This window comes from Rhizobium quercicola (assembly GCF_021168455.1).
GTDB lineage: Bacteria > Pseudomonadota > Alphaproteobacteria > Rhizobiales > Rhizobiaceae > Ferranicluibacter > Ferranicluibacter quercicola.
This window is the reverse complement of record NZ_JAJOZR010000004.1, coordinates 208,712-231,462: the sequence shown is the minus strand read 5'-3', so window position 1 is coordinate 231,462 and position 22,751 is coordinate 208,712. Positions and strand designations below refer to the sequence as shown.

The window sequence follows — 22,751 nt, the reverse complement described above, 5'->3', positions numbered from 1 at the left end:
CCGCGCCCATCGCGGAAGGGAGAAAGCGGCCGATCCGGGATCGGCCGCTTTCGGCAATCAAAGCCTGGCTTACGAGAGAACGTAGGGCAGGAGGCCGAGGAAGCGGGCGCGCTTGATGGCCTGGGCCAGTTCGCGCTGCTTCTTCTGGGAAACGGCGGTGATGCGCGACGGTACGATCTTGCCGCGCTCGGAAATGTAGCGCTGCAGGAGACGGACGTCCTTGTAGTCGATCCGCGGAGCGTTTGCGCCCGAGAAGGGGCAGGTCTTGCGGCGGCGATGGAAGGGGCGGCGTGCCGGAGCGGAGGAGATGTCAGCCATTGTCTATAATCCCTTCAAACTTCAAGCGCGGTCTTCGCGCGGACGGCGCGGACGGTCTTCACGGTCGCCATCGCGACGCGGACGGTCGCCGAAGCCACGGTCCGGACGGTCGCCGTCACGGCGCGGACGGTCGTCGCGGTCGCGCTTCTGCATCATGGCGGACGGGCCGTCTTCATGCTTCTCGACGGCGATGGTCATGTAGCGAAGAACGTCTTCGTTGATGCGCATCTGGCGCTCGACTTCGTGGACGGCCGGTGCCGGAGCATCGATGTCCATGAGGACGTAGTGTGCCTTGCGGTTCTTGGCGATACGGTAGGTGAGGGACTTGAGGCCCCAGTTTTCCACCCGGCCGACCTTGCCGCCATTGGCTTCGATCACACCCTTGTACTGTTCGACGAGGGCTTCGACCTGCTGTGCGGACACGTCCTGGCGGGCCAGGAACACATGTTCATAGAGAGCCATGATTGGCTTACCTTTCTTGCGTTTAACGTCACCCGGCAACGGCGCTAAGCCTCAACGACTTGTCTTAAAGGCGCAGAAGCGCCGGCAAGAAAGTGTTGTTTCGAGACGGTCGAGAGCGGAGACACGGGAGGCTGGATCCCTTCAGGATCCCGACAGGCACTACAAGAGCGCCGGCCCTCCGTTCAGCCACCAGCCAGATGGACCGGGTGTTTCGAACACGGCGGCTTATACGCGGATTCTCGCAGATTGCAAGACGGGAGATGCAGACACCCGTCTCGGGTGCGCGCCGCACCGATCAGATCGGCATCGGGTAGAGACGGTGGATCCGGCGAATGCCGTTGACCAGCTCCGGCGTCAGCACGAGATCGGCGGCACCGAGATTGATCTTGAGCTGTTCCATCGTCGTCGCGCCGATGATGGCGGCGGTCGTGAAGGGGCGCGACAGCACGAAGGCGAGCGCCAGCTGCGACGGATCGATGCCGTGGTCGCGGGCAAGCGCCACATAGGCCTCCACGGCCGGCTCCTGATGCGGCGTGAAGCGGCCGCCGAGATCGCCGTTGATCGACAGGCGGCTGCCATCCGGCCGCGATCCGCCGATATATTTTCCCGAGAGCAATCCGGCAGCGAGCGGCGAATAGGCGAGCAGTCCGACCGATTCGTGATGCGACAGCTCGGCGAAGTCGAGATCGTGCGGGCGATAGAGGAGATTGTATTCGTTCTGCACGGAGGCGACGCGGGGCAGGCCGTGGCGCTCAGCGAGATCGATCAGCTTCTGCGTGCCCCACACCGTATCGTTGGAAACGCCGATCGCCCGGATCTTGCCCGCCCTGACCTGTGCATCCAGCGCATGCAGCAGCGCACCGAGGTCATCGACCACCGTGTCGGTGTCCTGCTTGCTCGGATCGTAGCTCCAGGCATTGCGGAAGTGATAATGTCCGCGGTTCGGCCAGTGCAGCTGGTAGAGATCGACATGGTCCGTCTGCAGCCGCTCGAGGCTCGCGTCGAGCGCCGTCACGATGCTCTCCGCCGTCATCGGCCCGCCGCCGCGGATATAGGTGCGGCCCGAGCCGGCGATCTTGGTCGCGAGCACGATGCGGTCGCGGTTGCTGCGCTCGGCCATCCATCTGCCGATGATCCGCTCTGTCCCGCCATAGGTCTCTTCCGAGAGCGGCGTCGTGGGATACAGCTCCGCCGTATCGATGAAGTTCACGCCAGCCTCGACCGAGGCGTCGAGCTGGGCGAAGGCCTCGTCCTGCGTGTTCTGCGATCCCCACGTCATGGTCCCCAGGCAAAGGGTGGAAACCTCGATACCGGTTCGGCCGAGCTGTTTGTACTGCATGACGGAATGACCTTGTCGAACGCGACCGGAGACCCGGCCCTTGTGATCCGCGAAAGAAGCTGACGCCCCTGCTGCGACGCAACATAATCGGCACGGGACCAAGGTCAAGCGCTTCGGGTGGCCTGTTCTGGTCCTCGCGAGGGCCTCACGAGGTCGTGCGTCCCGCAATGCCTTTTCCCTTCGCTGCTTGACTTCCCGAGCCGTAATGTGAATGGAGAAGCCAAAAATTCAGGAGGATCCTCATGGCGATCGCGTTTACGTTTCCGGGGCAGGGCAGTCAGGCGGTTGGCATGGGGCGGGATCTGGCGGAGGCTTTTCCCGAGGCGTCCGCGGTTTTTGCCGAGGTTGACGAGGCGCTGGGCGAGAAGCTGTCCGATGTGATGTGGAACGGGCCGGAGGACCGGCTGACCTTGACCGCGAATGCGCAGCCGGCCCTGATGGCCGTTTCGATCGCGGCGGTCCGGGTTCTGGAGGCGCGCGGCCTCGATCTGGCAAAGCATGTCGATTTCGTCGCCGGCCATTCGCTCGGCGAATATTCGGCGCTCTGCGCTGCCGGCACATTCTCGCTTGCCGATACCGCCCGGCTCCTGCGGATTCGCGGCAATGCCATGCAGGCCGCCGTGCCGGTGGGCAAGGGTGCGATGGCGGCGATCATCGGGCTCGATCACGACGCTGTGCAGGCGCTCTGTGCCGAAATGTCGGAGATCGGCCCGTGCCAGATCGCCAACGACAATGGTGGCGGGCAGATCGTGATTTCCGGCGACAAGCAGGCCGTGGAAAAAGCCGCCAAGCAGGCGAGCGAGAACGGTGCGAAGCGCGCCATCATCCTGCCGGTGTCCGCGCCCTTCCATTCGGCCCTGATGGCGCCGGCGGCCGATGCCATGCGCGAGGCGCTGGCAAAGGTCGAGCGCCGCGATCCGGTCGTGCCGCTGATGGCCAATGTGCGTGCGGCGCCTGTCACCTCGGCCGACGAGATCGTCGATCTCCTGGTCGAGCAGGTGACGGGGCAGGTGCGCTGGCGCGAGACGGTGGAGTGGTTCGGCGCAAACGGCGTCACCACGCTCTACGAGGTCGGCTCCGGCAAGGTATTGACAGGGCTCGCCCGCCGCATCGACAAATCCGTGACCGGCCTTGCGGTGAATTCGCCGGCCGATATCGAGGCCGTTCTCGCGGCCGTGCTCTGAACGCCCGCGCTTGCGGGCAGGTGATACCCACGGCCGGCCGAGACGCCGCCCCGGGGATCGAAGATAAAGGAACATGATCATGCTCGACCTGACAGGCCGTAAAGCCCTGGTGACCGGCGCCTCCGGCGGCATCGGCGAAGAGATTGCCCGTATCCTGCACGCACAGGGCGCGACCGTCGGTCTGCACGGCACCCGCGTCGAGAAGCTGGAAGAACTCGGCAATGCGCTCGGCGAGCGCGTGCACCTGTTCCCGGCCAACCTGTCGGACCGCGACGCCGTCAAGGCGCTCGGCGAAAAGGCCGAGAGCGAACTCGGCGGCGTCGACATTCTCGTCAACAATGCCGGGATCACCAAGGACGGCCTGTTCGTGCGCATGAGCGATGCCGACTGGGATGCCGTGCTGGAGGTCAACCTGACGGCCGTGTTCCGCCTGACCCGCGAGCTGACCCATCCGATGATGCGCCGCCGCCATGGCCGCATCATCAACATCACCTCCATCGTCGGCGTTACCGGCAATCCGGGCCAGGCGAACTACTGCGCCGCCAAGGCGGGCATGATCGGCTTTTCCAAGTCGCTCGCCCAGGAAATCGCGACCCGAAACGTGACGGTCAACTGCGTGGCGCCGGGCTTCATCGAAAGCGCGATGACCGGCAAGCTGAACGACAAGCAGAAGGACGCCATCATGGGCGCCATTCCGATGAAGCGCATGGGCACGGGGGCCGAGGTGGCAAGCGCCGTCGCCTATCTCGCATCCAACGAGGCCGCCTACGTCACGGGCCAGACGATCCACGTCAATGGCGGCATGGCGATGATCTGAGTCGGGTGCGGAGCGGGTCGATCACGGGCGGCGAAATCGCCCGTAAATGCTTGTTGAGCAAGGATTGGCGCTCCAAATTCGGACTTTGCGCGGCCGTTAAACCGTGTTAATCGGGCCGTAGTGGTCTGGACGGCGTGGGGCTTTCGCCCCGTGCCGGACGGTCCGAACGGATCACGGAGAAGACGCGGATGCCGGCTCGCTGAAGCCCGTCCGGGCTCTCCCGGTTTGAAGGCCGGGCTCTCCGGTTTGAAGGATTGCCGGTTGAACCGCAGTGGTTTAACAGGCTTTGGCAAGGGAACGCTTCCGGGCGTCCCTGATAAAGAGAAAACGAAGGTCGAGGAATCCGACATGAGCGACATCGCAGAACGCGTAAAGAAAATTGTCATTGATCATCTTGGCGTCGATGCCGAAAAGGTAACTGAAGGCGCAAGCTTCATCGACGATCTCGGCGCGGACTCGCTCGACACGGTCGAACTGGTCATGGCCTTCGAAGAAGAGTTCGGCGTTGAAATTCCGGACGACGCTGCCGATTCGATCCTGACCGTCGGCGACGCCGTCAAGTTCATCGAAAAGGCCCAGGCGTAATCGCCGAGGCTCGACGGCCCCGGGCGTGACCGCCAGGGGTCGATCGAACGGGTTGCGGCGGGCGCGAGAGCGGCCCGCCCACTCCCATCCGGTGACGCCGGTTCGGGCTCTGTCCGAGAGGCCGGCCCGTTCACCCGGGCCGGAAACGCCCTCGAGCGGCCCTTTTCGAGGCTGCGGATAGCAGGGCAGACGTGACGAGGTTCCGCCCCGGGACCGGTTCCGTCGACCGGCAGCCACAAGCGCGCCGGAGCATATCGAGACTTACGAGGATGGATCGCGGTTCATGAGACGTGTCGTTATCACCGGTACCGGCATGGTATCGCCGCTCGGTTGCGGAACGGAAGCCAGCTGGGCGAGACTGATCGCCGGCGACAACGCCGCCCGCACCGTCACCGAATTCGACGTTTCGGATCTTCCCGCCAAGATCGCCTGCCGCATTCCCTTCGGCGATGGTTCCAACGGCACCTTCAATGCCGATGACTGGATGGAACCGAAGGAACAGCGCAAGGTCGATCCCTTCATCATCTACGCCATGGCTGCGGCCGATATGGCGCTGAACGACGCGGACTGGCACCCCAAGACCGACGACGACCAGATCGCCACGGGCGTGATGATCGGCTCCGGCATCGGCGGTCTCGAAGGCATCGTCGAGGGCGGTTACACGCTGCGCGACAAGGGCCCCCGCCGCGTGTCCCCCTTCTTCATTCCCGGCCGCCTGATCAACCTTGCCTCCGGGCAGGTCTCGATCCGCCACAAGCTGCGCGGCCCCAATCACTCCGTCGTGACCGCCTGTTCGACCGGCGCGCACGCCATCGGCGACGCCGCCCGGCTGATCGCGCTGGGCGATGCCGACGTCATGGTGGCGGGCGGCACGGAGTCGCCCATCTCCCGCATCGCGCTGGCCGGCTTCGCCGCCTGCAAGGCGCTCTCGACGCAGCACAACGACGATCCGACGAAGGCCTCGCGCCCCTATGACAAGGACCGTGACGGCTTCGTCATGGGCGAGGGCGCCGGCATCGTCGTTTTGGAGGAACTGGAGCACGCCAAGGCACGCGGCGCGAAGATCTATGCCGAAATCGTCGGTTACGGTCTCTCGGGCGATGCGTTTCACATCACCGCGCCGTCCGAGGATGGCGATGGCGCCTATCGCTGCATGAAGATGGCGCTGAAGCGCGCGGGCCTGCAGCCCTCCGATATCGACTATATCAATGCCCACGGCACCTCGACCATGGCCGATACCATCGAACTCGGCGCCGTCGAGCGCGTCGTCGGCGAGAGTGCGTCCGGTATCGCCATGTCCTCGACCAAGTCGGCGATCGGCCATCTGCTGGGCGCGGCCGGTTCCGTGGAAGCGATCTTCTGCGCGCTCGCCATCCGCGACAATATCGCGCCGCCGACGCTCAATCTCGACAATCCCTCCGTCGAGACCGCCATCGATCTGGTGCCGCATACGGCGCGCAGAAAGACGATCGATGTGGCGCTGTCGAACTCCTTCGGCTTCGGCGGCACCAATGCCACGCTGGTCATCCAGCGTTACGCCTGAGCACCTCGCAGGCATGTGATCGCGGCCCCGCGGCGCGCAACGGACGATATTGTCCGCACGGCGCGTCGCGGTCCTGTTTTTCGCCGCATTGCTCCTTTCAAAACAGCTCCCTGATCCGCCGCGACGGACGGCCCTCAAAGGCTCGGTCGAGAGCGGAAGGTCGGCGGGGTGGAGCACGGCAGGTCGGTGTCGTCTTTTGGCGGGAGACATGCTAGGGGTGGCCACGCTCGCGCAAGGCGGCCCACCAGTCTGGCGGCCTGTTTCGATCGTTTTTTCGCTGTCCCGAACCTCTTCCGGAGTTCGCATCGGGACGCGGGGCGTGCAGGATTGCGAACTCCGGATGCAGGACAGGCGTGAACGACGGACAAGAAAACAGCACGGCTCCGAGCGGCCGGAACGAGGGCGGCACCAAGGGGCCAATCATTCCGAAATCGCCGATCGAGGCCCTGCGCCCGGAAAAGGTTCCGCAGCCGCCCAAGCGCTCGCGCAAGGCCCGCAGTCAGGTGGTCATCTTCCTCAATTTCCTGATGACGGTCATCGTCGTGCTGACGCTGGCGGCAGCCGGCACGGCCTATTATGCCATGACCTCCTACGAGGCACGCGGACCGCTCGACGCCAATTCGAACTTCATCGTGCGCAACGGCGCCGGCATTGCCGAAATCGCGTCGAGCCTCGAGCGCAACAAGATCGTGTCCGACGGCCGCGTGTTCCGCTTCATGTCGGAAGCCTATCTGGATGACGAGACGCTGAAGGCGGGCGAATACGAGATCAAGGCGGGTGCCTCGATGCAGGAGATCATGGAACTGCTGAAGTCCGGCAAGTCCATCCTCTATTCGGCGTCGCTCCCCGAAGGTCTCACCGTCAAGCAGATGTTCCGCAAGCTGCAGGACGATCCGATCCTCGAAGGCGACCTGCCGGCGAACCTTCCCGCCGAGGGCACGCTGCGGCCGGATACCTACAAGTTCTCGCGCGGCACCAAGCGTGCCGAGATCGTCGCCCAGGCGACGGCCGCGCAGAAGACCATCGTCGATCAGATCTGGGCGAAGCGCGACGAGAAGCTGCCGATCAAGACGCGGGAAGAGTTCGTGACGCTCGCCTCCATCGTGGAGAAGGAAACCGGCATCGCAGACGAGCGCTCGCGCGTCGCCTCGGTCTTCCTCAACCGCCTCGACAAGGGCATGCGCCTGCAATCCGACCCGACGATCATCTATGGCATCTTCGGCGGCGAGGGGAAGCCGGCGGATCGCCCCATCCTGCGCTCCGACCTCGAGAAGAAGACGCCTTACAACACCTACGTGATCAAGGGCCTGCCCCCGACACCGATCGCCAATCCCGGCCGGGCAGCGCTGGAGGCCGTCGCCAATCCCTCGCGCACCGCCGATCTCTATTTCGTGGCGGACGGCACGGGCGGTCACGTCTTTGCCACCACGCTCGACGATCACAACGCCAATGTGCGCCGCTGGCGCAAGCTGGAGGCGGAGAAGGCAAGCGCCGCCAAGGCGGCGGGAGCGGCCGCGCCGCCCGCAGACGCTGCCGAGGCTCCGGTTCAGGATTAAGCTTCCGCTTGCTCCGTCGGAGCGACACCCTTGACCCGGTCCCGGACCCGTCACCTTGTGGATGACGCGCCGGGGCCGGGCCTGCTTTCGCAATAGGCCTTGCAGGCGCCCGCGTTGCGGCCTTAAACAGGACGCTTGCTGACCGCCAAGGCGTTTCCCCAGGAGTCCCCCATGCCCTTGCAGTCCATGACCGGATTTGCCCGCCGGGAGGGTACGTCCGGCCGCAGCCGCTGGGCCTGGGAACTGCGCTCGGTCAATGGCAAGGGCCTCGATGTGAAGCTGCGCCTTCCGGGCGGTCTCGAAGCGCTCGACGCCGAGATCCGCCGGCGGATTGCGGCGCGCTTCTCGCGCGGCAACATGCAGGTCGGCCTCAGCCTCAATGCCGGGGAAACGCAGATCCAGACGACCATCAACCAGACGGCGCTCGCCTCGGTCCTGTCGCTGCGCGAACAGCTGCGCGACGTGATCGACCCTGCACCGCTGAAGCTGGACACGCTGCTCGCCATTCGCGGCGTCATCGATTTCAAGGAGCCGGAAGAGAGCGAGGCCGACAAGGCAGCGCGGGAAACGGCCGTCCTCGAGGGCCTGGATCTCGCCCTCGCCGATCTCGCCGCGATGCGCGAGAGCGAAGGCGCAGCCCTCGAACAGGTGCTCCTGAGGGAAATCGGCGAAATGGAAACCCTGCTGGGCGCGATCGAAGCCGATCCGTCGCGCACGCCGTCGGCCATCGCCGCAAGGCTCGTCCAGCAGATCGACTGGCTGACGAGCCATGCCGCCACGCTCGACCGTGATCGTCTGCATGCGGAAACCGCGCTGCTGACCGCCAAGGCCGATGTGCGCGAGGAGCTCGACCGGCTGCGGGCACATATCGCCGCCGCCCGCACGCTTCTGTTCAGGGGCGGCCCCATCGGCCGCAAGCTCGACTTTCTTTGCCAGGAATTTAACCGGGAAACCAATACGATCTGTTCGAAGTCCACCTCCGCCGCCGTCACGGCCGCGGGCGTCGACCTCAAGGTCGTCATCGACCAGTTCCGCGAACAGGTCCAGAATCTGGAGTAATGATGAGACCCGCCGAAACACCCACGAAGGCCTCTACGATTGCGCGCCGGGGCCTGATGCTCGTCATTTCCTCGCCGTCCGGCGCCGGAAAGTCCACGATCGCCCGCAATCTGCTGGAGGCCGATCCGGAGATGAGCATCTCCGTCAGCGTCACCACCCGCAAGCGCCGCCCGAGCGAGATCGACGGTCGACACTATCACTTCAAGACGATCCGCGAGTTCGAGGGCCTGCGCCAGACCGATGCGCTGCTCGAATGGGCCGAGGTGCACGGCAACTACTACGGCACGCCGCGCGATGCGGTGGAAGAGGCGATGTCGGAAGGCCGCGACATGCTGTTCGACATCGACTGGCAGGGCGCCCAGCAGCTCCAGGACAAGATGTCCGGCGACGTCGTCTCGATCTTCATCCTGCCGCCGACGATGGCGGAACTCCAGTCGCGCCTGCACCGCCGGGCCGAAGACACGGACGAGGTCATCGCCACGCGCCTTGCCAATTCGCGCGCCGAGATCGAGCACTGGCTGGAATACGACTACATCGTCGTCAACGAGGATCTGGACACGGCCTTTGCCGCCGTCCGCTCCATCGTCGAAGCCGAACGCCTCCGCCGCGACCGCCGCCCCGGCCTGTTCGAATATGTGCAGGGTCTTCTGACGGAAACGCCGAAGCTCTGACGGCGCCTGGCTCACGGGAGCGCGCTGTGCGCTTCTGCGATGTCCCTAAAGGCTGTTCGCCAGCCGGCAAAACTCTTCCACGGAAAGCGTCTCGGCCCGTCGCTGCGGGTCGATCCCCGCCTTGGCGAGCAGCGTTTCCCCGCCGAGCGATTTGACGCTCTGGCGCAGCATCTTGCGCCTCTGGCCGAAGGCGGCCTGTGTCACGCGTTCCAGTGCCGCGATCGCGCAGGGGATGGGGTTCTCGCGCGGCTCCAGATGCACGACGGTCGAGGTGACCTTGGGCGGTGGCGTAAAGGCCTGCGGCGGCACGTCGAAGGCCATGCGGGCCTCCGTGCGCCATCCGGCAAGCACGCCCAGCCGGCCATAGTGATCGTTCGTCTCGTCCGCCACGATCCGCAAGCCCACCTCGCGCTGGAACATCAGCGTCATCGAGGCGTAGAAGGGCGGCCACGGATCCGCGGTCAGCCAGTTCACCAGAAGCTGCGTGCCGACATTGTAGGGCAGATTGGCGATGATGCGGATCGGGCCGCTGGCTCCGGACTGGCGCGCCAGCTCCGCGAAATCGACCTTCAGCGCATCCCCCTCGATGACCTCAAGCCGGCCGGGATAGTGATCGGAGATTTCGGCAAGCGCCGGCAGACAGCGGCTGTCGCGCTCGATGGCGATCAGCTTGCGGACGCCGAGCGAGAGAATCGCGCGCGTCAGGCCACCGGGACCGGGGCCGACCTCGATGACGGTCGCATCTTCCAGCGGGCCTGCCGTTCGTGCGATCTTCTGGGTGAGGTTGAGGTCGAGGAGGAAGTTCTGGCCGAGCGCCTTCCTGGCGTCCAGCCCGTGGCGCTGGATCACGTCGCGCAGCGGCGGCAGTCCGTCGATGGCGGCCATCAGGCAGCACTCTCGATCGCGGCGCGCTCGGTATCGGCCAGCGTGCGCGCCATGCGCAGGGCGGCGACAAGGCTGTCCGCGCGCGCGATCGTGCGTCCGTCCTGCCGCTGCCCGGCGATGCCGAATGCGGTGCCATGGTCGGGCGAGGTGCGGATGAAGGGCAGGCCGAGCGTGACGTTGACACTGTCGTCGAAGCCCAGCGCCTTGGCCGGGATCAGCGCCTGATCGTGATACATGCAGAGCGCGACGTCGTAGGTGGCGCGGGCCCGGTCGTGGAACATCGTGTCGGCGGGCAGGGGGCCGACGGCGTCGATCCCCTCGGCCTGCAGGCGTTCGACCACGGGGCGGATGATCGCGTCGTCCTCGAGCCCCAGAGCGCCGCTCTCGCCCGCATGCGGGTTGAGCCCGGCGATCGCCAGCCGCGGTGCGGCAAGCCCGAAGCGGGCCTTGAGATCGGCCGCGGTGATGACGGCTGTGCGGTAGATGAGGTCGGCGGTCAGCAGACCCGGCACGTCCTTCAGCGGAATATGGATCGTCACCGGCACCGCCCGGAGCTTCGGGCCGGCCAGCATCATGATCGGCAGCAACGGCGTGTTGCGCGCGACGCTGCCGAGCTCCGCCAGGAACTCGGTATGCCCGGGAAAGCGGAAGCCCGCCGCATAGAGCACGGATTTGGCGATCGGATTGGTCACGACGGCGGCGGTCTGCGAGGCGAGCGTCATCTGGACGGCGGTCTGGATCGCACCGATGATCGCCGGCGCATTGGCGCTGTCGGGCGTGCCTGCGGTCACGGGCGCCGGGCAGGCGATGGGAAACACCGGCAGGCTGCGGGCGAAGAGGCCGGCGGCCGAGCGGTGGTCGGCCTCGGCGATAGGCACGTCGAAACCGAGCAGGCGGGCCCGCTCGGCCAGAACCGCGGGATCGCCGATGAAGAGGAAGGGGGCAAGCCCGAGCGCGTCACGGCGCGTCCAGGCGTCCAGCGTGACGTCGAGCCCGATGCCGGCCGGGTCGCCCATGGTCAGGGCAAGCGGCGCCCGGGTCTCGTCTGTCATGATGGTCCGGTTACTTCGTCAGGATCTGCGCGCGCTTGCGCAGTTCTTCCATGTATTTCACGCTGTTCGGGTCCTCGCCGCCCTTCTGCTTGCCGAGATCCTCGGCACGGAAGACGACTTCGGCCGCCAGATCGTCGGAGACCTGCCGCTTCTTGCAGATGCCGAGATATTCGACGCCCCGTTCGGTCACCCGCGTCGTGGTCGTGTTGCCTTCGCCGGCCTTCTCGACCAGCGGGCGCCAGTCCTCGGGAATCTCCTGCACCATCATGCGGCCGAGATTGCGGATGGAGACGTCGCGCATGGTGGCGGCGAAGGTCTTTGCATCGTCGCAACCCGGATAGGCCGAGCGCGAGGCATTGGCTTCGGCCTGCCGCTTGCCGATGATGGCGTTGCGCTTGGCGGCGGGCACGACGAAAATGACCTGCTGCAGGAAGTATTCGGTCGTCACCGGCTTGGTGCCGCCGTTCTCCTGCATGCGGCGCACCAGCTCCTCGTTGGAGAGACGCCCGCCGCCGGTGCCGAAGCGCAGACGCACGGCACGCGGCCAGCTCATGGAAATCGCGACATAGGATTTGAAATGATCGATGCCGACGCCGGCCTGGGCCAGAACCTGGCTGAGCTGCGCCACGGACAGCTTGTTACCGGCGGCGAACCGCGCAACGGCGGCGTCCACCTCCTCGGTGCTGACCGACTGCTGGAGGCGCAGCACTTCGGCGCGCTTCAGCACTTCGTCGATCATCTGCTCGCGCGCACCGGCGGAGCTCTGCCGCTGCAGCTTGAGGAAAGCGGCGCGCTTGGCGATGTCGCCGGTCGTGATCGGCGTGCCATTGACGACGACGGCGACTCCGGTTCCCGAGCCTGCCGCCGCAGCGGGCAGGGTGGTCGGCAGGCAGAGCGCGCCGGCCAGAAGGCCCGCGCGCAGAATATCTGCCGCCATTCGCAGTGACGATCGCTTTTGCACGGTTCCGTTGCCCATCAGACATCCCCTTCAGAGCAAGCCGCACATTCTAAGGGGCTCGCAAGGCTCCATGAAGCGCCAAGCCTGCGGCCGCGCCCGTTTCCCGCTGGATGCATAAACCATGCGGCCGAATGATGACAAGCCCTCGATATCGCGGGCAACGGGCGCGAGACCGCGCCCGCGCGCCTGTTGTCCCGCACGTTGGCCGTCAGTCCAGCGCGTTGAACGAGCTGTCGCCGACATTGATGTCGCCCAGCGTGCGGAACGAGATCCGCGCACCGATCGACCAGTCATTGGCCAGCGACTGGTCCGGGTCGCGCTCGTTCTTATAGACGAGCGAGAACAGCGTATCCTGGTCGTCATAGGTGACGCCAAGCCCGTTGCGGGTGACGAGGCTGTTGTTGATGTCGTAGGTGACCGAGCCGAACACCGACCAGTATTCGCGGAACCGCCAGGCGGCCGCCGTCTGGATTTCGTCCTGATCGTAGGGCGAGCCGTAGGTCGGCTGCGCCTTGATGCTGGTATAGGTGATGGCCGTCTGCCAGGCGATGCCTTCGTAGCCGACCGAGAAGTCCGTCCGGCGCAGGTCGAAATCCTCCTCGTCCAGCCGGCCGCTGAGGCTGGCCGTCAGCCCGGAGGGCGCATCGATGCCGAACATGCCGACATAGTCGGAGCGATCGGTTTCGAGACCCGAATCGGCGCCCACCTTCACGAGGTCGTCCGTCGCGAAGGAGTTGACGCCGCCGAGATGGAAGGACTGGCCGACGATGCTGCGAACGCCGTAGCCATTGCCGAGCGTGCCCGTGTAGCGCAGGCCGAGATTGGCGCGCGAGCCGCCCTCGATACGATCGAAGCCCGAAAACTTGTCCCGCTCGAACAGGTTGGTCGCGTCGAACACGAAGCTCTGCGCATCCTCATTCGGCAGGCTGCCCGGATTGCTCTCGTCCGGACGAACATAGACCTGCGCGATCGGCTCCAGGATGTGACTGCTGTTGGCGGTCGCCATCAGGATCGGATAGCGCGCCTCGAGCCCGGCCGTCGCCATGCCGCGCGTCGAGGTGTCGTCGCCATTGTAGTCGCCGGTATATGCCGGGCCGGGATTGTCCATCGTCAGGCCGAGAATATCGCCGCGCGCCGCCAAAAGCGGCGTCAGCGACAGGCCGCCGGGCACGATGAAGGTCTTCTTCCACTCGGCTTCCGCCGTCAGGCGATGCGCCGTGCCTTCGAGACCGCGGAACCGGTCCACGCCGAACACATCGACGGAGTCTTCCCTGTTGCGGTTGACGTTGGTGAGGTTGACGGTCGCGGAAAGCTCGCCGCCGGCAACCGCCTGCGGTGCCGTATAGTCATAGTCGAGGACCTGCGCGTAGGCCTGCTTGTTTTCGGCGACGCTGTCGGGATCGGCATCCTGAATATCGAAGTAGAAGGCGCGCAGGTCGAAATAATTGCGCTTTCCGAGGCCCGTCAGATAGGCCTGATTGGTGTGAGTCGTCCCGTCGAACGTCGAGAGTTCGTAGGTCTTGGCGAAGTTGTTGTCGCTCTGCACGAGGACATCCCAGCCGAACGACCAGCGCGGGTTGATCTTGAAGTCGGCGCGCGAGCCGATGAGGCCGCGTTCCGTTTCCTGCGCGTCCACGGTTCCGTCCGTAAACGAGCTGCGATCCATCTGGCTGATGCCCGCCATGCGCAGAACATGCTGCCCGGTCTCGAAGCGCTGGCGGAACTCGCCTTCCAGCAGGAAGCCTTGCCGTGTCAGGCCTGTCGCCGTGACGGTCGCGTCCATCGTTGGCGAGATCGCCCAGTAATAGGGAACGCTGACGCCGGCACCCAGCTTCTGCGTGTAGCGGAAGCGCGGAAACAGGAAGCCGCTCTTGCGCTTCACCGTGCCGTCGGGAACCTCCAGCACCGGCAGGTACAGGATCGGCTTGCCGAACAGTTCGAAGCGCGCATTCTCCAGCCGCACCGTGTGCGTCTTGCCGTTCTGGATGATGCGCTGCGCCTTGATGTGCCAGAGCGAGCGGTAGTCCGGATTGGTCGCGCAGGGCGTGCAGGCCGTGTAGACCGCCTGGTTCAGGATGATCTCGTCGCCGTTGCGCCGCTCGCCATTGACGGCGGCGAGCTTGGTCAGGTCGGTCGTCTCGACGCGCATCGTCTCGATGAAGCCATCGGCGAAATTGTCCGTGACGTCCATCTTCTCGGCATAGATCTTGTTGCCGGTCGGCTCGATCAGCTCGATCTGGCCGGTCGCGACGATTCGGCCGGTCTTCTGGCTGTATTCGACCTGCTGGGCGACCATCTGGTAGCCGCCGTAATTGATCTGCACGGCGCCGCGCACGATCACGCGTTCGGCGTCGCGATTGTACACGAGCTCGTTGGCCGACAGAACCATCTTGGCGTCGTCGGGCAGCTTCGGCGCGAGCGTGGTCGGCGCCGACTGAGCGAAGGCCGAACCGGACGCGCCGGGAGATACGGAAAGGCATGCAACGCTGGAAAGCAGTATGGCCGCCAGTAGCCTTGTATGATTGCGGTCACAGCCCGCCACTAGCCATCCTCCTGATGCAACAAAATCGTGGACCCCAGCGCCATCGCGACAACAACCGGCAACCAGGCTGCAACGAACGGAGGCAAGATGCCGCTGCTCCCGAATGCTCTGACCAGCACGGTCACGACATAAAGCACGAAGCCTGCCAGGATTCCACCGAGAATTACCGAGCGCGATTGGTGGAAGCGGCTGAATTTCAGCGACACGCTTGCGGCAATCAGCGTCATGGCGACGAGAAGAAGGGGCAGCGACAACAGCGAATGAAGCTGGGTCTGCATGCCATAGGTCGGAAATCCGAAGGATTTCGCGATTGAAATCTTGTGGGGCAGATCGAAAAACGGAATGGATTCAGCTTTGTCCAGCGACTCCTGAACGAATTCCGCCCGCAGATTGGTCGGAAGTCGTGCCGTTTCGAAACGCTTCGGCAGTACGCCGTTGCGCGTCTCGGTCACCCCGTTCAGCAACCAGTAACCATCTTCGAGTTTTGCGTTCTGCGCATCCTGCCGGAAGACGATGCGGCCCTGCTTGTCGAGGTGGATCACCGTGACGGTGACGAGCGTCCGGCCGTCGTCCTGCACGGAGCGGGCGCCGATGATGCTGTCGTCGTCGCCATAGATCTGGCGCAGCCACGGAATGGTCTTGGAGCCGCGCGAGGACGAGCTTCCCCAGTTGGTCTCCAGAAGCTCGGCGCTGCGCGACCCCCAGGCGGCGATCGGGTTGAGGATGGCAACGGCCAGTCCGCCGAAGATGAGGGCGCCCAGCACGAAGGGCTGAAGGAACTGCCAGGCCGAGATGCCGGCCGCCCGCGTCACGACCAGCTCATAGCGGCGGTTGAGCGCGATCAGCGTTACCATGCCGGCAAACAGCGCGATGAAGGGCACGGTCTGCTGCATGATCATGGGAATGCGCATCGCGGTCATCAGCAGCGCGCCGCCGAGCGAGTAGCCCGGCAGGTTCGACATGCGGTTGGAGAGTTCGCTGAAATCGATGATGAAGACGAGCGAGAACACGCCGATGAGGAACCAGCCGATCGTTACCATGAAGCGGCGAAAGAAGTAGATCTTGAGCGTGCTCATCGGATCAGCGCGCCTCCCGGTCGGAATTGCCGAACCGCAGCAGGCGGATCCGGCCGGTCAGGTCGGCAAATTTTTCCTGCAGGGTCTTGGGAATGACAAGCCGCTTGTTGCTCGCCAGCTGGCGAATGCACAGGAACGTCGTGATGGCGGGAATGACGTACATCAGCGGCACGAAGAACTGTTCTTCCTCCGCCCCGTTCGCCGCATAGAAGGTCATCCAGCGGAAGAGCAGCATCAGCAGCAGGGCGGTCGCCGTCGGGTGCAGGCGGGCTTCGCGGTGCGAGCGCGCGTCGCTGCTGACCACGAGGCCGATGAGCGCGAAGATGATCGGGAACGTCCACTCCGTCAGCCGGCGATGCAGCTCGGCGATATAGGTCTGCGGACGGCGCTGGTAGTTGCTGTCGGCAGGATCGGGGTGAAGCAGCGTGAAGAGATCCTGGTCCTGGGCGCGCAGGGTCGCCGCACCCACCTTCCGGGTCATCTCGGTCAGGTCGAAGGCGTAGCTGTCGAATTTGATGATGGAGACGCCGCCATCCGGCAGCTTCCGGTGCACTTCGCCGTCCTTCATCACCAGCGCGGAGCTGGCCTCGTCCACCGCACCTTCGCGGGCATAATAGACGAACTCGACGTTCGGATCGCGCGAATCACCGACGAAGATGCCGGTGAGGACGCCGCCGCCGCGCCGGCCGCCGATCTGGATGTAGAGCCCGTCGGCGATCTTGCGGAAGGTGTTCTCCTGCACGACCGAGGAGAGAAGATCGGCATTGGCGCTCGCGATCATCTGGCGCACTTCCTGGCGCACCATCGGCTCCACGAAATTGTCCACGGTGAAGGAGACGGCGCTGACCGCGAGCGCCAGCCCGAGAATGGGGCGCAGGATGATGCCGCGGCTGCCGCCGGCCGATTCGATCACCGTCAGTTCCGAATCGTTGTTCATCGTCGCCAGGGCCTGCGTGATGCCGATGGCGAGCGCGAACGGCAGGACGAGCGGAATGACGGTCGGCAGAATGAGCGTCGCGAGCTGCACGAAGGCGCCGATCGACTGGCCGGTGTCGGTCACCAGATTGATGCGCTGCAGGGCCTGCGTGGTCCAGATGATGCCGAGCACCGGCAGCAGTGCCGACAGGAACATCTGCACCACACGCCGCAGAATATAGCTCTGGAGAATGGTCATCGCAGCCTGTTCCGGGCGCATGCCGGCACGGACGGGTCCGTCCGGCGGGCTGCTCTGGCGCACGAGCGCTGTTGGGCTTTGATCATCATCGGTATCGCAGTAGCCAAGTTGCTGAGGGCCCGCAACGCTCAGGCTGTCATCGATGTCTAGATTTTCCCATTTGGTGTCTTTTTGGTGACGCATCGATCCGATCGCACCGCGCGGATCGAACGGCCATTTCTCAGGTTCGCCCGACGGACAGGCGGCAAGGTCCGCGGGTTTTGCTTGGCGTTTGCGTTGCGTCACGCTACGTCGGTGGACAAGACGCGATGAACGATGGACGACGTCGTGCCTGTGGAAAAACATGCTTTAAAGACGCTGCCCCGGGGACGTCCGGGCGGCGGAAGGATCGGAGCGAAAATGGCCGGAATGTTCGAGATTGTCTTCAAGGAGCAGCGCAAGAAGACGGAAGGCACCGTTCTGTGCCTGGTGGCTGCCGAGCACGAGGCCGCGGGTGCGGCGACGATCGACCCCTCGGGCGTCATCGCGCGGGCGGCCAGGACCGGAAAGTTCAAGGCGCGCGCCCTCTCGACGCTCGATATTCTCGCGCCGGAAGGCTCGCCGGCCGACCGCATCTTCCTCCTCGGCCTCGGCGATCCCAAGGCGCAGACGGCGCATGACTGGCTGAAGGCGGGCGGAACCGCAGCGGCGAAGCTGCGCGGCGCAGGCGACGCCACCGTGTTCCTGGACGCGCCCGGCGTCGAGATCACGCCGCGTGCGGCCGCCGATTTCGCGCTCGGCATGGAGCTGAACGCCTACCGCTTCGACAGCTACAAGACGAAGAAGAAGCCGGACGAGGAGCCGACGCCGCAGCGCACGAAGGTAACGATCGTCACCGCGATCGCCGACGCGGCGAAGAAGGGACTGGCGCTGTCGGAAGCCGTCTCCGAAGGCGTCTTCATCGCCCGCGACCTCGTCAACGAGCCGCCGAATGTGCTCGGGCCCATCGAATTCGCCGCCAAGGCCAAGGCGCTCGAAGAGCTCGGCGTCGAGGTCGAGATCCTCGGCGAAAGCGAAATGAAGGACCTCGGCATGGGCGCGCTTCTCAGCGTGGCGCAAGGCTCCGCCCGTCCGCCGCGCCTTGTGGTCATGCGCTGGAACGGCGGCGCGAAGAAGGAAAAGCCCGTCGCCTTCATCGGCAAGGGCGTCGTGTTCGATTCGGGTGGCATCTCCATCAAGCCCGGTGCCGGCATGGAGGACATGAAGGGCGACATGGGCGGAGCCGCCGCGGTGACGGGCCTGATGCACGTGCTCGCCGCGCGAAAGGCCAAGGCCAACGTCGTCGGCATCATCGGCCTCGTGGAGAACATGCCGGACGGCAATGCTTATCGTCCGGGCGATATCGTCACCTCCATGTCGGGGCAGACGATCGAGATCATCAACACCGACGCCGAAGGCCGCCTCGTGCTGTGCGATGCGCTCTGGTATTGCAACGAGCGTTTCCAGCCACGCTTCATGATCAACCTCGCCACGCTGACGGGGGCGATTCTGGTCGCGCTCGGCGGCCACCAGGCCGGCCTGTTCTGCAACGACGACACGCTTGCCGGCGAGATCACGCAGGCAGGCCTCGTGACGCAGGAGCGCGTCTGGCGCATGCCGCTCGGCCCGGAATACGACAAGATGATCGACAGCAAGTTCGCCGATATGAAGAACACCGGCGGCCGCCATGCCGGCTCGATCACCGCGGCGCAGTTCCTCAAGCGCTTCGTCAAGGATACGCCCTGGGCACATCTCGACATCGCCGGCACGGCCATGGGCTCGCCGACCGACGAGATCAACCAGTCCTGGGCGTCCGGTTACGGCGTTCGCCTGCTGAACGAGCTGGTGCGCGCGCACTACGAGAGCTGAGCGACCTTCTGAAAGGCATGGGCCCGACGTGACGGACATCCTGTTCTACCACCTGACCGAATCGAAGCTGGAGGACGCCCTGCCGCCGCTGGTCGACAAGAGCGTCGAGCGTGGCTGGCGGGTCGTCGTCCAGACGGCCGATACGGACCGGCGCGACAGGCTGGACGACCACCTCTGGACGTGGCGGGAGGACAGCTTTCTCCCGCATGCCACCGACGACGGCCCGCATGCGGCGGTGTCGCCGGAAAACCAGCCGGTGCTGCTGACCACGGGCGCCGGCAACGCCAACAACGCGACTGTCCGCTTTCTCGTGGACGGCGCGGTGCCCCCGGATCTCGCGTCCTACGACCGCGTCGTCTTCATGTTCGACGGCTACGACCAGCCGCAGCTCGAAGGGGCGCGCGCCCAGTGGAAACGGCTGAAGGGCGAAGGCCACGCGCTGACCTACTGGCAGCAGAGCAGCGAGGGTCGGTGGGAGAAGAAAGCATGACGGACGCCGGGACGCCGCCGCTCAAGGCCCGAACCCGACCGACGGGCGTGACGGCAAGCGTCGGGCGCACGGGCTTTCCGCATCTGAAAAGCGTCACGGGCGGCACGCTCGACATCGTAACCGGGGCGTCGCAGCCGGGCTTCAACCCGATCGATCTTCTCTATGCCTCGCTGTCCGCCTGCCTCGTGCTCAGCGCCCGCATCGCCGCCAGCCGCATGGGCATCCTTGCCGGCCTGACCGATATTCGGGCGGAGGTCACTGGCGAGAAGACCACGGACGACCCGAGCAGGATCACCCGCTTCGATATCGTGTTCACGTTCACGGGCGACCTGGATGCAGACACGCGCCGGCATCTGGCGGGGGCGGCGGAAGAGATCTGCACCGTCAGCAACACGCTGAAAGGCGATGCGCTGTTCGACATTCGGATCGCGGACTGAGCGGCAAGCTTTCATCGGGACGTGCGGCAACTCCCGCTTGGATCTTTCAAAGCCACATCCCGAACATGAAACGGGCCGCTTTCGCGGCCCGTTTTACATTCATCTTTAGCGCGAAACCTCAGCGGCGGATGTAGAGGTTGTCGTCGTCGCGCTGGCGGCCGCCGAGCGCTGCACCGATGCCGGCGCAGATGGCGCCGATGAGGAGCGACATGGCGCCGATCAGGGCGGTGGTGGCGCTCGCCTTGCGGGCGGTCTCTGCGGCATCTGCCGCCGCGGTCTTGGCGTCCTCGATGGTCTTCAGCACGCCGTCGACACGGTTGTTGGCATCGGCTTCCGACAGGCCCGTGCGCGCCGCGATCAGCTGCGACAGGTAGGTGCGGTCGCCTTCCGGGATCGTGCCGGTCGTTGCGCCATTCATCAGGATGCGCGACACCTCGGACGTTGCGTCCGTGCCGTTGCCGCCAGTCTGCGCGGTGCGCGGATCGGCCGGGCGGAGAAGCGTATCGACGAAATAGGACGTCGCATTGCCCGCACTGTCGGACGTGGCTGCAGCGCCTGCCGTCGTTGCCGCCGCTGCGCCGGTCAGCGAGGCTGCAGCCTGCACGCCGGTGCCGATGGTGGAGGAGACGACGGAGCCGAGCAGGCCGGCGGCGACCAGCGTTGCGATCGCCCAGGCGAGAATGCCGTGCGCGGTGTCGCGGAAGAACGCCTCGTCATTGTGGATGCCGCTCCACTTGGTCCGCAGTCGCCCGGTCATGTAGCCGCCGAAAGCGGAGGACAGCCACTGAACGATGATGAGCCAGACGGCCGCCGAAACGGCGAAGGTCGTGACCGAGGGGCCATCGCCGCCGAAGGGCGATGCGAGGCTGAGGCCGAGGCCGGAGCCGAGCAGGGTGAGAAGCAGGGTCAGTGCCGATGCAGCGACGGCGCCCGCGAAGATGGCGCCCCAGCTGACGGCGGATTTGGCGGATTCGGCCGAGGAGACGGACGCCGCCGCCGCGGGAATGGCGGCGGAGAGGGGCTTTGCCATCCGGATCTCCTAGCGCACGAACAGCATGATCAGGATGATGATCGGGATCGGAATCCCCAGCAGCCAGAGTAGAATTCCGCGACCCATGATGTCTCTCCTTGAATGGCCGGACACACGCTCCGGCTTTGACGACCGTCAACGAGGCAAGGAGAGAAAAGTTCCGAGGAATCAGACGAAGAGCACACGCCTTCCGCCTGAAATGAAACGCTTTTTTAGCCGGGTGGCGAAAGCGGGCCGAATCAGGCCTGCGTGCCGCCGACGGTCATGTCGTTCATGCGCAGGTGCGGCTGGCCGACGCCCACGGGCACCCACTGTCCGCCCTTGCCGCAATTGCCCATGCCGGTGTCGAGGGCCAGGTCGTTGCCGATCATGGTGATGCGCTTCATGGCGTCCGGGCCGTTGCCGATCAGCATGGCGCCCTTGACCGGCGCTCCGACCTTGCCGTTTTCGATCAGATAGGCCTCGGTGCAGCCGAACACGAACTTGCCGGAGGTGATGTCCACCTGGCCGCCGCCGAACGACACGGCATAGATGCCGCGTTTGACCGATGCGATGATCTCCTCCGGCGTCTTGTCGCCGGCGAGCATGTAGGTGTTGGTCATGCGCGGCATCGGCACGTGGGAGTAGGATTCGCGTCGGCCGTTGCCGGTGGCCTTCATGCCCATCAGGCGGGCATTCTGCCGGTCCTGCATGTAGCCGACCAGCTTGCCGTCGTCGATCAGCACGTTGTAGGCCGAGGGCGTGCCTTCGTCGTCCACGGTCAGCGATCCCCGGCGCTGCTCGATCGTCCCGTCGTCCACCACGGTCACGCCCTTGGCCGCGACCTGCTCGCCGATCAGGCCGGCGAAGGCGGAGGTCTTCTTGCGGTTGAAGTCGCCCTCGAGCCCGTGACCCACGGCCTCGTGCAGCATCACGCCCGGCCAGCCCGACGACAGCACCACATCCATGGTGCCGGCCGGCGTGTCGATCGCCTCGAGATTGACGAGCGCCTGCCGCAGCGCCTCATCCGCGCCGTAGCGCCAGGTCTCGCCGGTCATGAGGTCGCCGAAGCCGCGCCGCCCGCCGAAGCCGTAGGAGCCGCTTTCCTGTTTGTCGCCTTCACCGACGACGACGGAAACATTGACCCGCGTCATGGGCCGGATGTCCTGCACATGCTCGCCATCGGCGCGCAGAATATCCACCACCTGCCAGCTGGCCGCGATGGAGGCCGTAACCTGCCGGACCTTCGGATCCTTCGCCCGGACATAGGCGTCGATCTCCGACAGCAGTGCCACCTTCGCCTCGAAGCTCGGCTCGCCGATCGGGTTCTCGTCGCCGTAGAGCTTGCGATTGGTCTTCTGGGGTGCGGCCGCATAGGTGCCGGCATAACCGCGCGTGACGGCGGACACCGCGTCCGACGCGCGCTTCAGCGCCGCGAGCGACAGATCGCCGGAATGGGCGTAACCGACCGCTTCGCCGGCCACGGCCCGCAGGCCAAACCCCTGGTCGGTGTTGAAGCTTCCGCCCTTCAGGCGGCCATTGTCGAAGGAGAGCGATTCCGACTGGATGTGCTCCATGAACAGTTCGCCGTCGTCGGCGCCCTGCAGCGTCTCGGCAAGAATACGCCGGACCGCCGCCTCGTCTCCGTCGAACAGGGTGATGAGGTCGGTGTTCATGTCGGGCACTCCGTCAGCAAGGTGAAGCCGC

21 protein-coding genes are annotated in these 22,751 nt (G+C 65.4%); 10 read left to right on the top strand and 11 right to left on the bottom strand.

All coding sequences use genetic code 11. From position 1 onward, the window contains the following. Positions 1-69: 69 nt before the first annotated feature. The 3 genes from rpsR to LRX75_RS07935 all read right to left on the bottom strand — a co-directional run bounded on the left by rpsR (position 70) and on the right by LRX75_RS07935 (position 2,119). A complete protein-coding gene (gene rpsR / locus LRX75_RS07945) occupies positions 70-318 on the bottom strand; it encodes a 30S ribosomal protein S18 (RefSeq protein ID WP_062468866.1) in 249 nt (82 codons plus the stop codon). Between the two features lie 21 nt (positions 319-339). Beyond that, positions 340-780 (bottom strand): 30S ribosomal protein S6, encoded by a 441-nt coding sequence (rpsF, locus tag LRX75_RS07940; RefSeq protein WP_062468864.1) that lies wholly within the window; start codon positions 778-780, stop codon positions 340-342. Positions 781-1,075: 295 nt separating this feature from the next. Then, complete coding sequence (locus LRX75_RS07935; protein WP_231813309.1) at positions 1,076-2,119, bottom strand: aldo/keto reductase; 1,044 nt, start codon at positions 2,117-2,119, stop codon at positions 1,076-1,078. Between the two features lie 242 nt (positions 2,120-2,361). On the opposite strand from LRX75_RS07935, the gene fabD reads away from it, so the two are divergent. The 7 genes from fabD to gmk all read left to right on the top strand — a co-directional run bounded on the left by fabD (position 2,362) and on the right by gmk (position 9,534). After that, a complete protein-coding gene (fabD, locus tag LRX75_RS07930) occupies positions 2,362-3,303 on the top strand; it encodes an ACP S-malonyltransferase (RefSeq protein WP_231813307.1) in 942 nt (313 codons plus the stop codon). A gap of 79 nt (positions 3,304-3,382) precedes the next feature. Continuing rightward, positions 3,383-4,120, top strand: coding sequence for a 3-oxoacyl-[acyl-carrier-protein] reductase (fabG, locus tag LRX75_RS07925; RefSeq protein ID WP_062594962.1), 738 nt, complete (start codon positions 3,383-3,385; stop codon positions 4,118-4,120). A gap of 348 nt (positions 4,121-4,468) precedes the next feature. Then, positions 4,469-4,705, top strand: coding sequence for an acyl carrier protein (locus tag LRX75_RS07920; protein ID WP_062468856.1), 237 nt, complete (start codon positions 4,469-4,471; stop codon positions 4,703-4,705). Positions 4,706-4,988: 283 nt separating this feature from the next. Then, positions 4,989-6,248, top strand: a complete 1,260-nt coding sequence (gene fabF, locus LRX75_RS07915; RefSeq protein ID WP_231813305.1) for a beta-ketoacyl-ACP synthase II — start codon at positions 4,989-4,991, stop codon at positions 6,246-6,248. Positions 6,249-6,601: 353 nt separating this feature from the next. Continuing rightward, positions 6,602-7,804, top strand: coding sequence for an endolytic transglycosylase MltG (mltG, locus tag LRX75_RS07910; protein ID WP_231813303.1), 1,203 nt, complete (start codon positions 6,602-6,604; stop codon positions 7,802-7,804). Between the two features lie 171 nt (positions 7,805-7,975). Continuing rightward, complete coding sequence (locus LRX75_RS07905; protein ID WP_231813301.1) at positions 7,976-8,863, top strand: YicC/YloC family endoribonuclease; 888 nt, start codon at positions 7,976-7,978, stop codon at positions 8,861-8,863. A gap of 2 nt (positions 8,864-8,865) precedes the next feature. Beyond that, positions 8,866-9,534: a guanylate kinase gene (gene gmk / locus LRX75_RS07900; protein ID WP_231813463.1), complete on the top strand. Its 669-nt coding sequence runs from the start codon at positions 8,866-8,868 to the stop codon at positions 9,532-9,534. A gap of 45 nt (positions 9,535-9,579) precedes the next feature. Here gmk and rsmA read toward each other — a convergent pair whose 3' ends face one another. The 6 genes from rsmA to lptF form a co-directional block, all read right to left on the bottom strand. Further along, a complete protein-coding gene (gene rsmA, locus LRX75_RS07895) occupies positions 9,580-10,419 on the bottom strand; it encodes a 16S rRNA (adenine(1518)-N(6)/adenine(1519)-N(6))-dimethyltransferase RsmA (RefSeq protein WP_231813299.1) in 840 nt (279 codons plus the stop codon). Continuing rightward, on the bottom strand, positions 10,419-11,471 hold the full coding sequence (pdxA, locus tag LRX75_RS07890; protein WP_231813297.1) for a 4-hydroxythreonine-4-phosphate dehydrogenase PdxA: 1,053 nt from the start codon (positions 11,469-11,471) through the stop codon (positions 10,419-10,421). The genes rsmA and pdxA overlap by 1 nt, the downstream gene beginning before the upstream one ends. 10 nt (positions 11,472-11,481) lie before the next feature. Beyond that, the gene (locus LRX75_RS07885) at positions 11,482-12,408 is read right to left on the bottom strand and encodes a SurA N-terminal domain-containing protein (RefSeq protein ID WP_113150296.1); all 927 of its coding nucleotides are present in this window, start codon (positions 12,406-12,408) and stop codon (positions 11,482-11,484) included. A gap of 229 nt (positions 12,409-12,637) precedes the next feature. Next, positions 12,638-14,971 carry an LPS-assembly protein LptD gene (locus LRX75_RS07880; RefSeq protein WP_231813295.1) on the bottom strand — a complete coding sequence of 778 codons (2,334 nt, stop codon included), beginning with the start codon at positions 14,969-14,971 and terminating at the stop codon, positions 12,638-12,640. Next, on the bottom strand, positions 14,971-16,047 hold the full coding sequence (gene lptG, locus LRX75_RS07875) for an LPS export ABC transporter permease LptG (protein WP_231813293.1): 1,077 nt from the start codon (positions 16,045-16,047) through the stop codon (positions 14,971-14,973). The genes LRX75_RS07880 and lptG overlap by 1 nt, the downstream gene beginning before the upstream one ends. Before the next feature lie 4 nt (positions 16,048-16,051). Continuing rightward, positions 16,052-17,221, bottom strand: a complete 1,170-nt coding sequence (gene lptF, locus LRX75_RS07870; protein WP_231813291.1) for an LPS export ABC transporter permease LptF — start codon at positions 17,219-17,221, stop codon at positions 16,052-16,054. A 399-nt stretch (positions 17,222-17,620) separates the two neighbouring features. Here lptF and LRX75_RS07865 point away from each other — a divergent pair, with 399 nt between their 5' ends. From LRX75_RS07865 to LRX75_RS07855, 3 genes are read left to right on the top strand one after another with little or no spacing between them, the layout of a single operon-like run. Beyond that, a complete protein-coding gene (locus LRX75_RS07865) occupies positions 17,621-19,108 on the top strand; it encodes a leucyl aminopeptidase (protein ID WP_231813289.1) in 1,488 nt (495 codons plus the stop codon). 28 nt (positions 19,109-19,136) lie between these two features. Beyond that, the gene (locus LRX75_RS07860) at positions 19,137-19,598 is read left to right on the top strand and encodes a DNA polymerase III subunit chi (protein WP_231813287.1); all 462 of its coding nucleotides are present in this window, start codon (positions 19,137-19,139) and stop codon (positions 19,596-19,598) included. Beyond that, positions 19,595-20,035, top strand: a complete 441-nt coding sequence (locus LRX75_RS07855) for an OsmC family protein (RefSeq protein WP_231813285.1) — start codon at positions 19,595-19,597, stop codon at positions 20,033-20,035. Before LRX75_RS07860 ends, LRX75_RS07855 begins: the two co-directional genes overlap by 4 nt. A gap of 118 nt (positions 20,036-20,153) precedes the next feature. Here LRX75_RS07855 and LRX75_RS07850 read toward each other — a convergent pair whose 3' ends face one another. Both LRX75_RS07850 and tldD read right to left on the bottom strand, forming a co-directional pair. Then, a complete protein-coding gene (locus LRX75_RS07850; RefSeq protein ID WP_231813283.1) occupies positions 20,154-21,065 on the bottom strand; it encodes a hypothetical protein in 912 nt (303 codons plus the stop codon). Positions 21,066-21,304: 239 nt separating this feature from the next. Continuing rightward, positions 21,305-22,720, bottom strand: a complete 1,416-nt coding sequence (gene tldD / locus LRX75_RS07845) for a metalloprotease TldD (protein ID WP_231813281.1) — start codon at positions 22,718-22,720, stop codon at positions 21,305-21,307. Between the last annotated feature and the right edge of the window lie 31 nt (positions 22,721-22,751).

Coding starts and splice junctions, on each gene's coding strand:
- rpsR (WP_062468866.1), bottom strand. CDS start 318: ATGGCTGACATCTCCTCCGCTCCGGCACGCCGCCCCTTCCATCGCCGC.
- rpsF (WP_062468864.1), bottom strand. CDS start 780: ATGGCTCTCTATGAACATGTGTTCCTGGCCCGCCAGGACGTGTCCGCA.
- LRX75_RS07935 (WP_231813309.1), bottom strand. CDS start 2,119: ATGCAGTACAAACAGCTCGGCCGAACCGGTATCGAGGTTTCCACCCTT.
- fabD (WP_231813307.1), top strand. CDS start 2,362: ATGGCGATCGCGTTTACGTTTCCGGGGCAGGGCAGTCAGGCGGTTGGC.
- fabG (WP_062594962.1), top strand. CDS start 3,383: ATGCTCGACCTGACAGGCCGTAAAGCCCTGGTGACCGGCGCCTCCGGC.
- LRX75_RS07920 (WP_062468856.1), top strand. CDS start 4,469: ATGAGCGACATCGCAGAACGCGTAAAGAAAATTGTCATTGATCATCTT.
- fabF (WP_231813305.1), top strand. CDS start 4,989: ATGAGACGTGTCGTTATCACCGGTACCGGCATGGTATCGCCGCTCGGT.
- LRX75_RS07905 (WP_231813301.1), top strand. CDS start 7,976: ATGCCCTTGCAGTCCATGACCGGATTTGCCCGCCGGGAGGGTACGTCC.
- gmk (WP_231813463.1), top strand. CDS start 8,866: ATGAGACCCGCCGAAACACCCACGAAGGCCTCTACGATTGCGCGCCGG.
- rsmA (WP_231813299.1), bottom strand. CDS start 10,419: ATGGCCGCCATCGACGGACTGCCGCCGCTGCGCGACGTGATCCAGCGC.
- pdxA (WP_231813297.1), bottom strand. CDS start 11,471: ATGACAGACGAGACCCGGGCGCCGCTTGCCCTGACCATGGGCGACCCG.
- LRX75_RS07885 (WP_113150296.1), bottom strand. CDS start 12,408: ATGGCGGCAGATATTCTGCGCGCGGGCCTTCTGGCCGGCGCGCTCTGC.
- lptG (WP_231813293.1), bottom strand. CDS start 16,047: ATGAGCACGCTCAAGATCTACTTCTTTCGCCGCTTCATGGTAACGATC.
- lptF (WP_231813291.1), bottom strand. CDS start 17,221: ATGACCATTCTCCAGAGCTATATTCTGCGGCGTGTGGTGCAGATGTTC.
- LRX75_RS07865 (WP_231813289.1), top strand. CDS start 17,621: ATGGCCGGAATGTTCGAGATTGTCTTCAAGGAGCAGCGCAAGAAGACG.
- LRX75_RS07855 (WP_231813285.1), top strand. CDS start 19,595: ATGACGGACGCCGGGACGCCGCCGCTCAAGGCCCGAACCCGACCGACG.
- LRX75_RS07850 (WP_231813283.1), bottom strand. CDS start 21,065: ATGGCAAAGCCCCTCTCCGCCGCCATTCCCGCGGCGGCGGCGTCCGTC.
- tldD (WP_231813281.1), bottom strand. CDS start 22,720: ATGAACACCGACCTCATCACCCTGTTCGACGGAGACGAGGCGGCGGTC.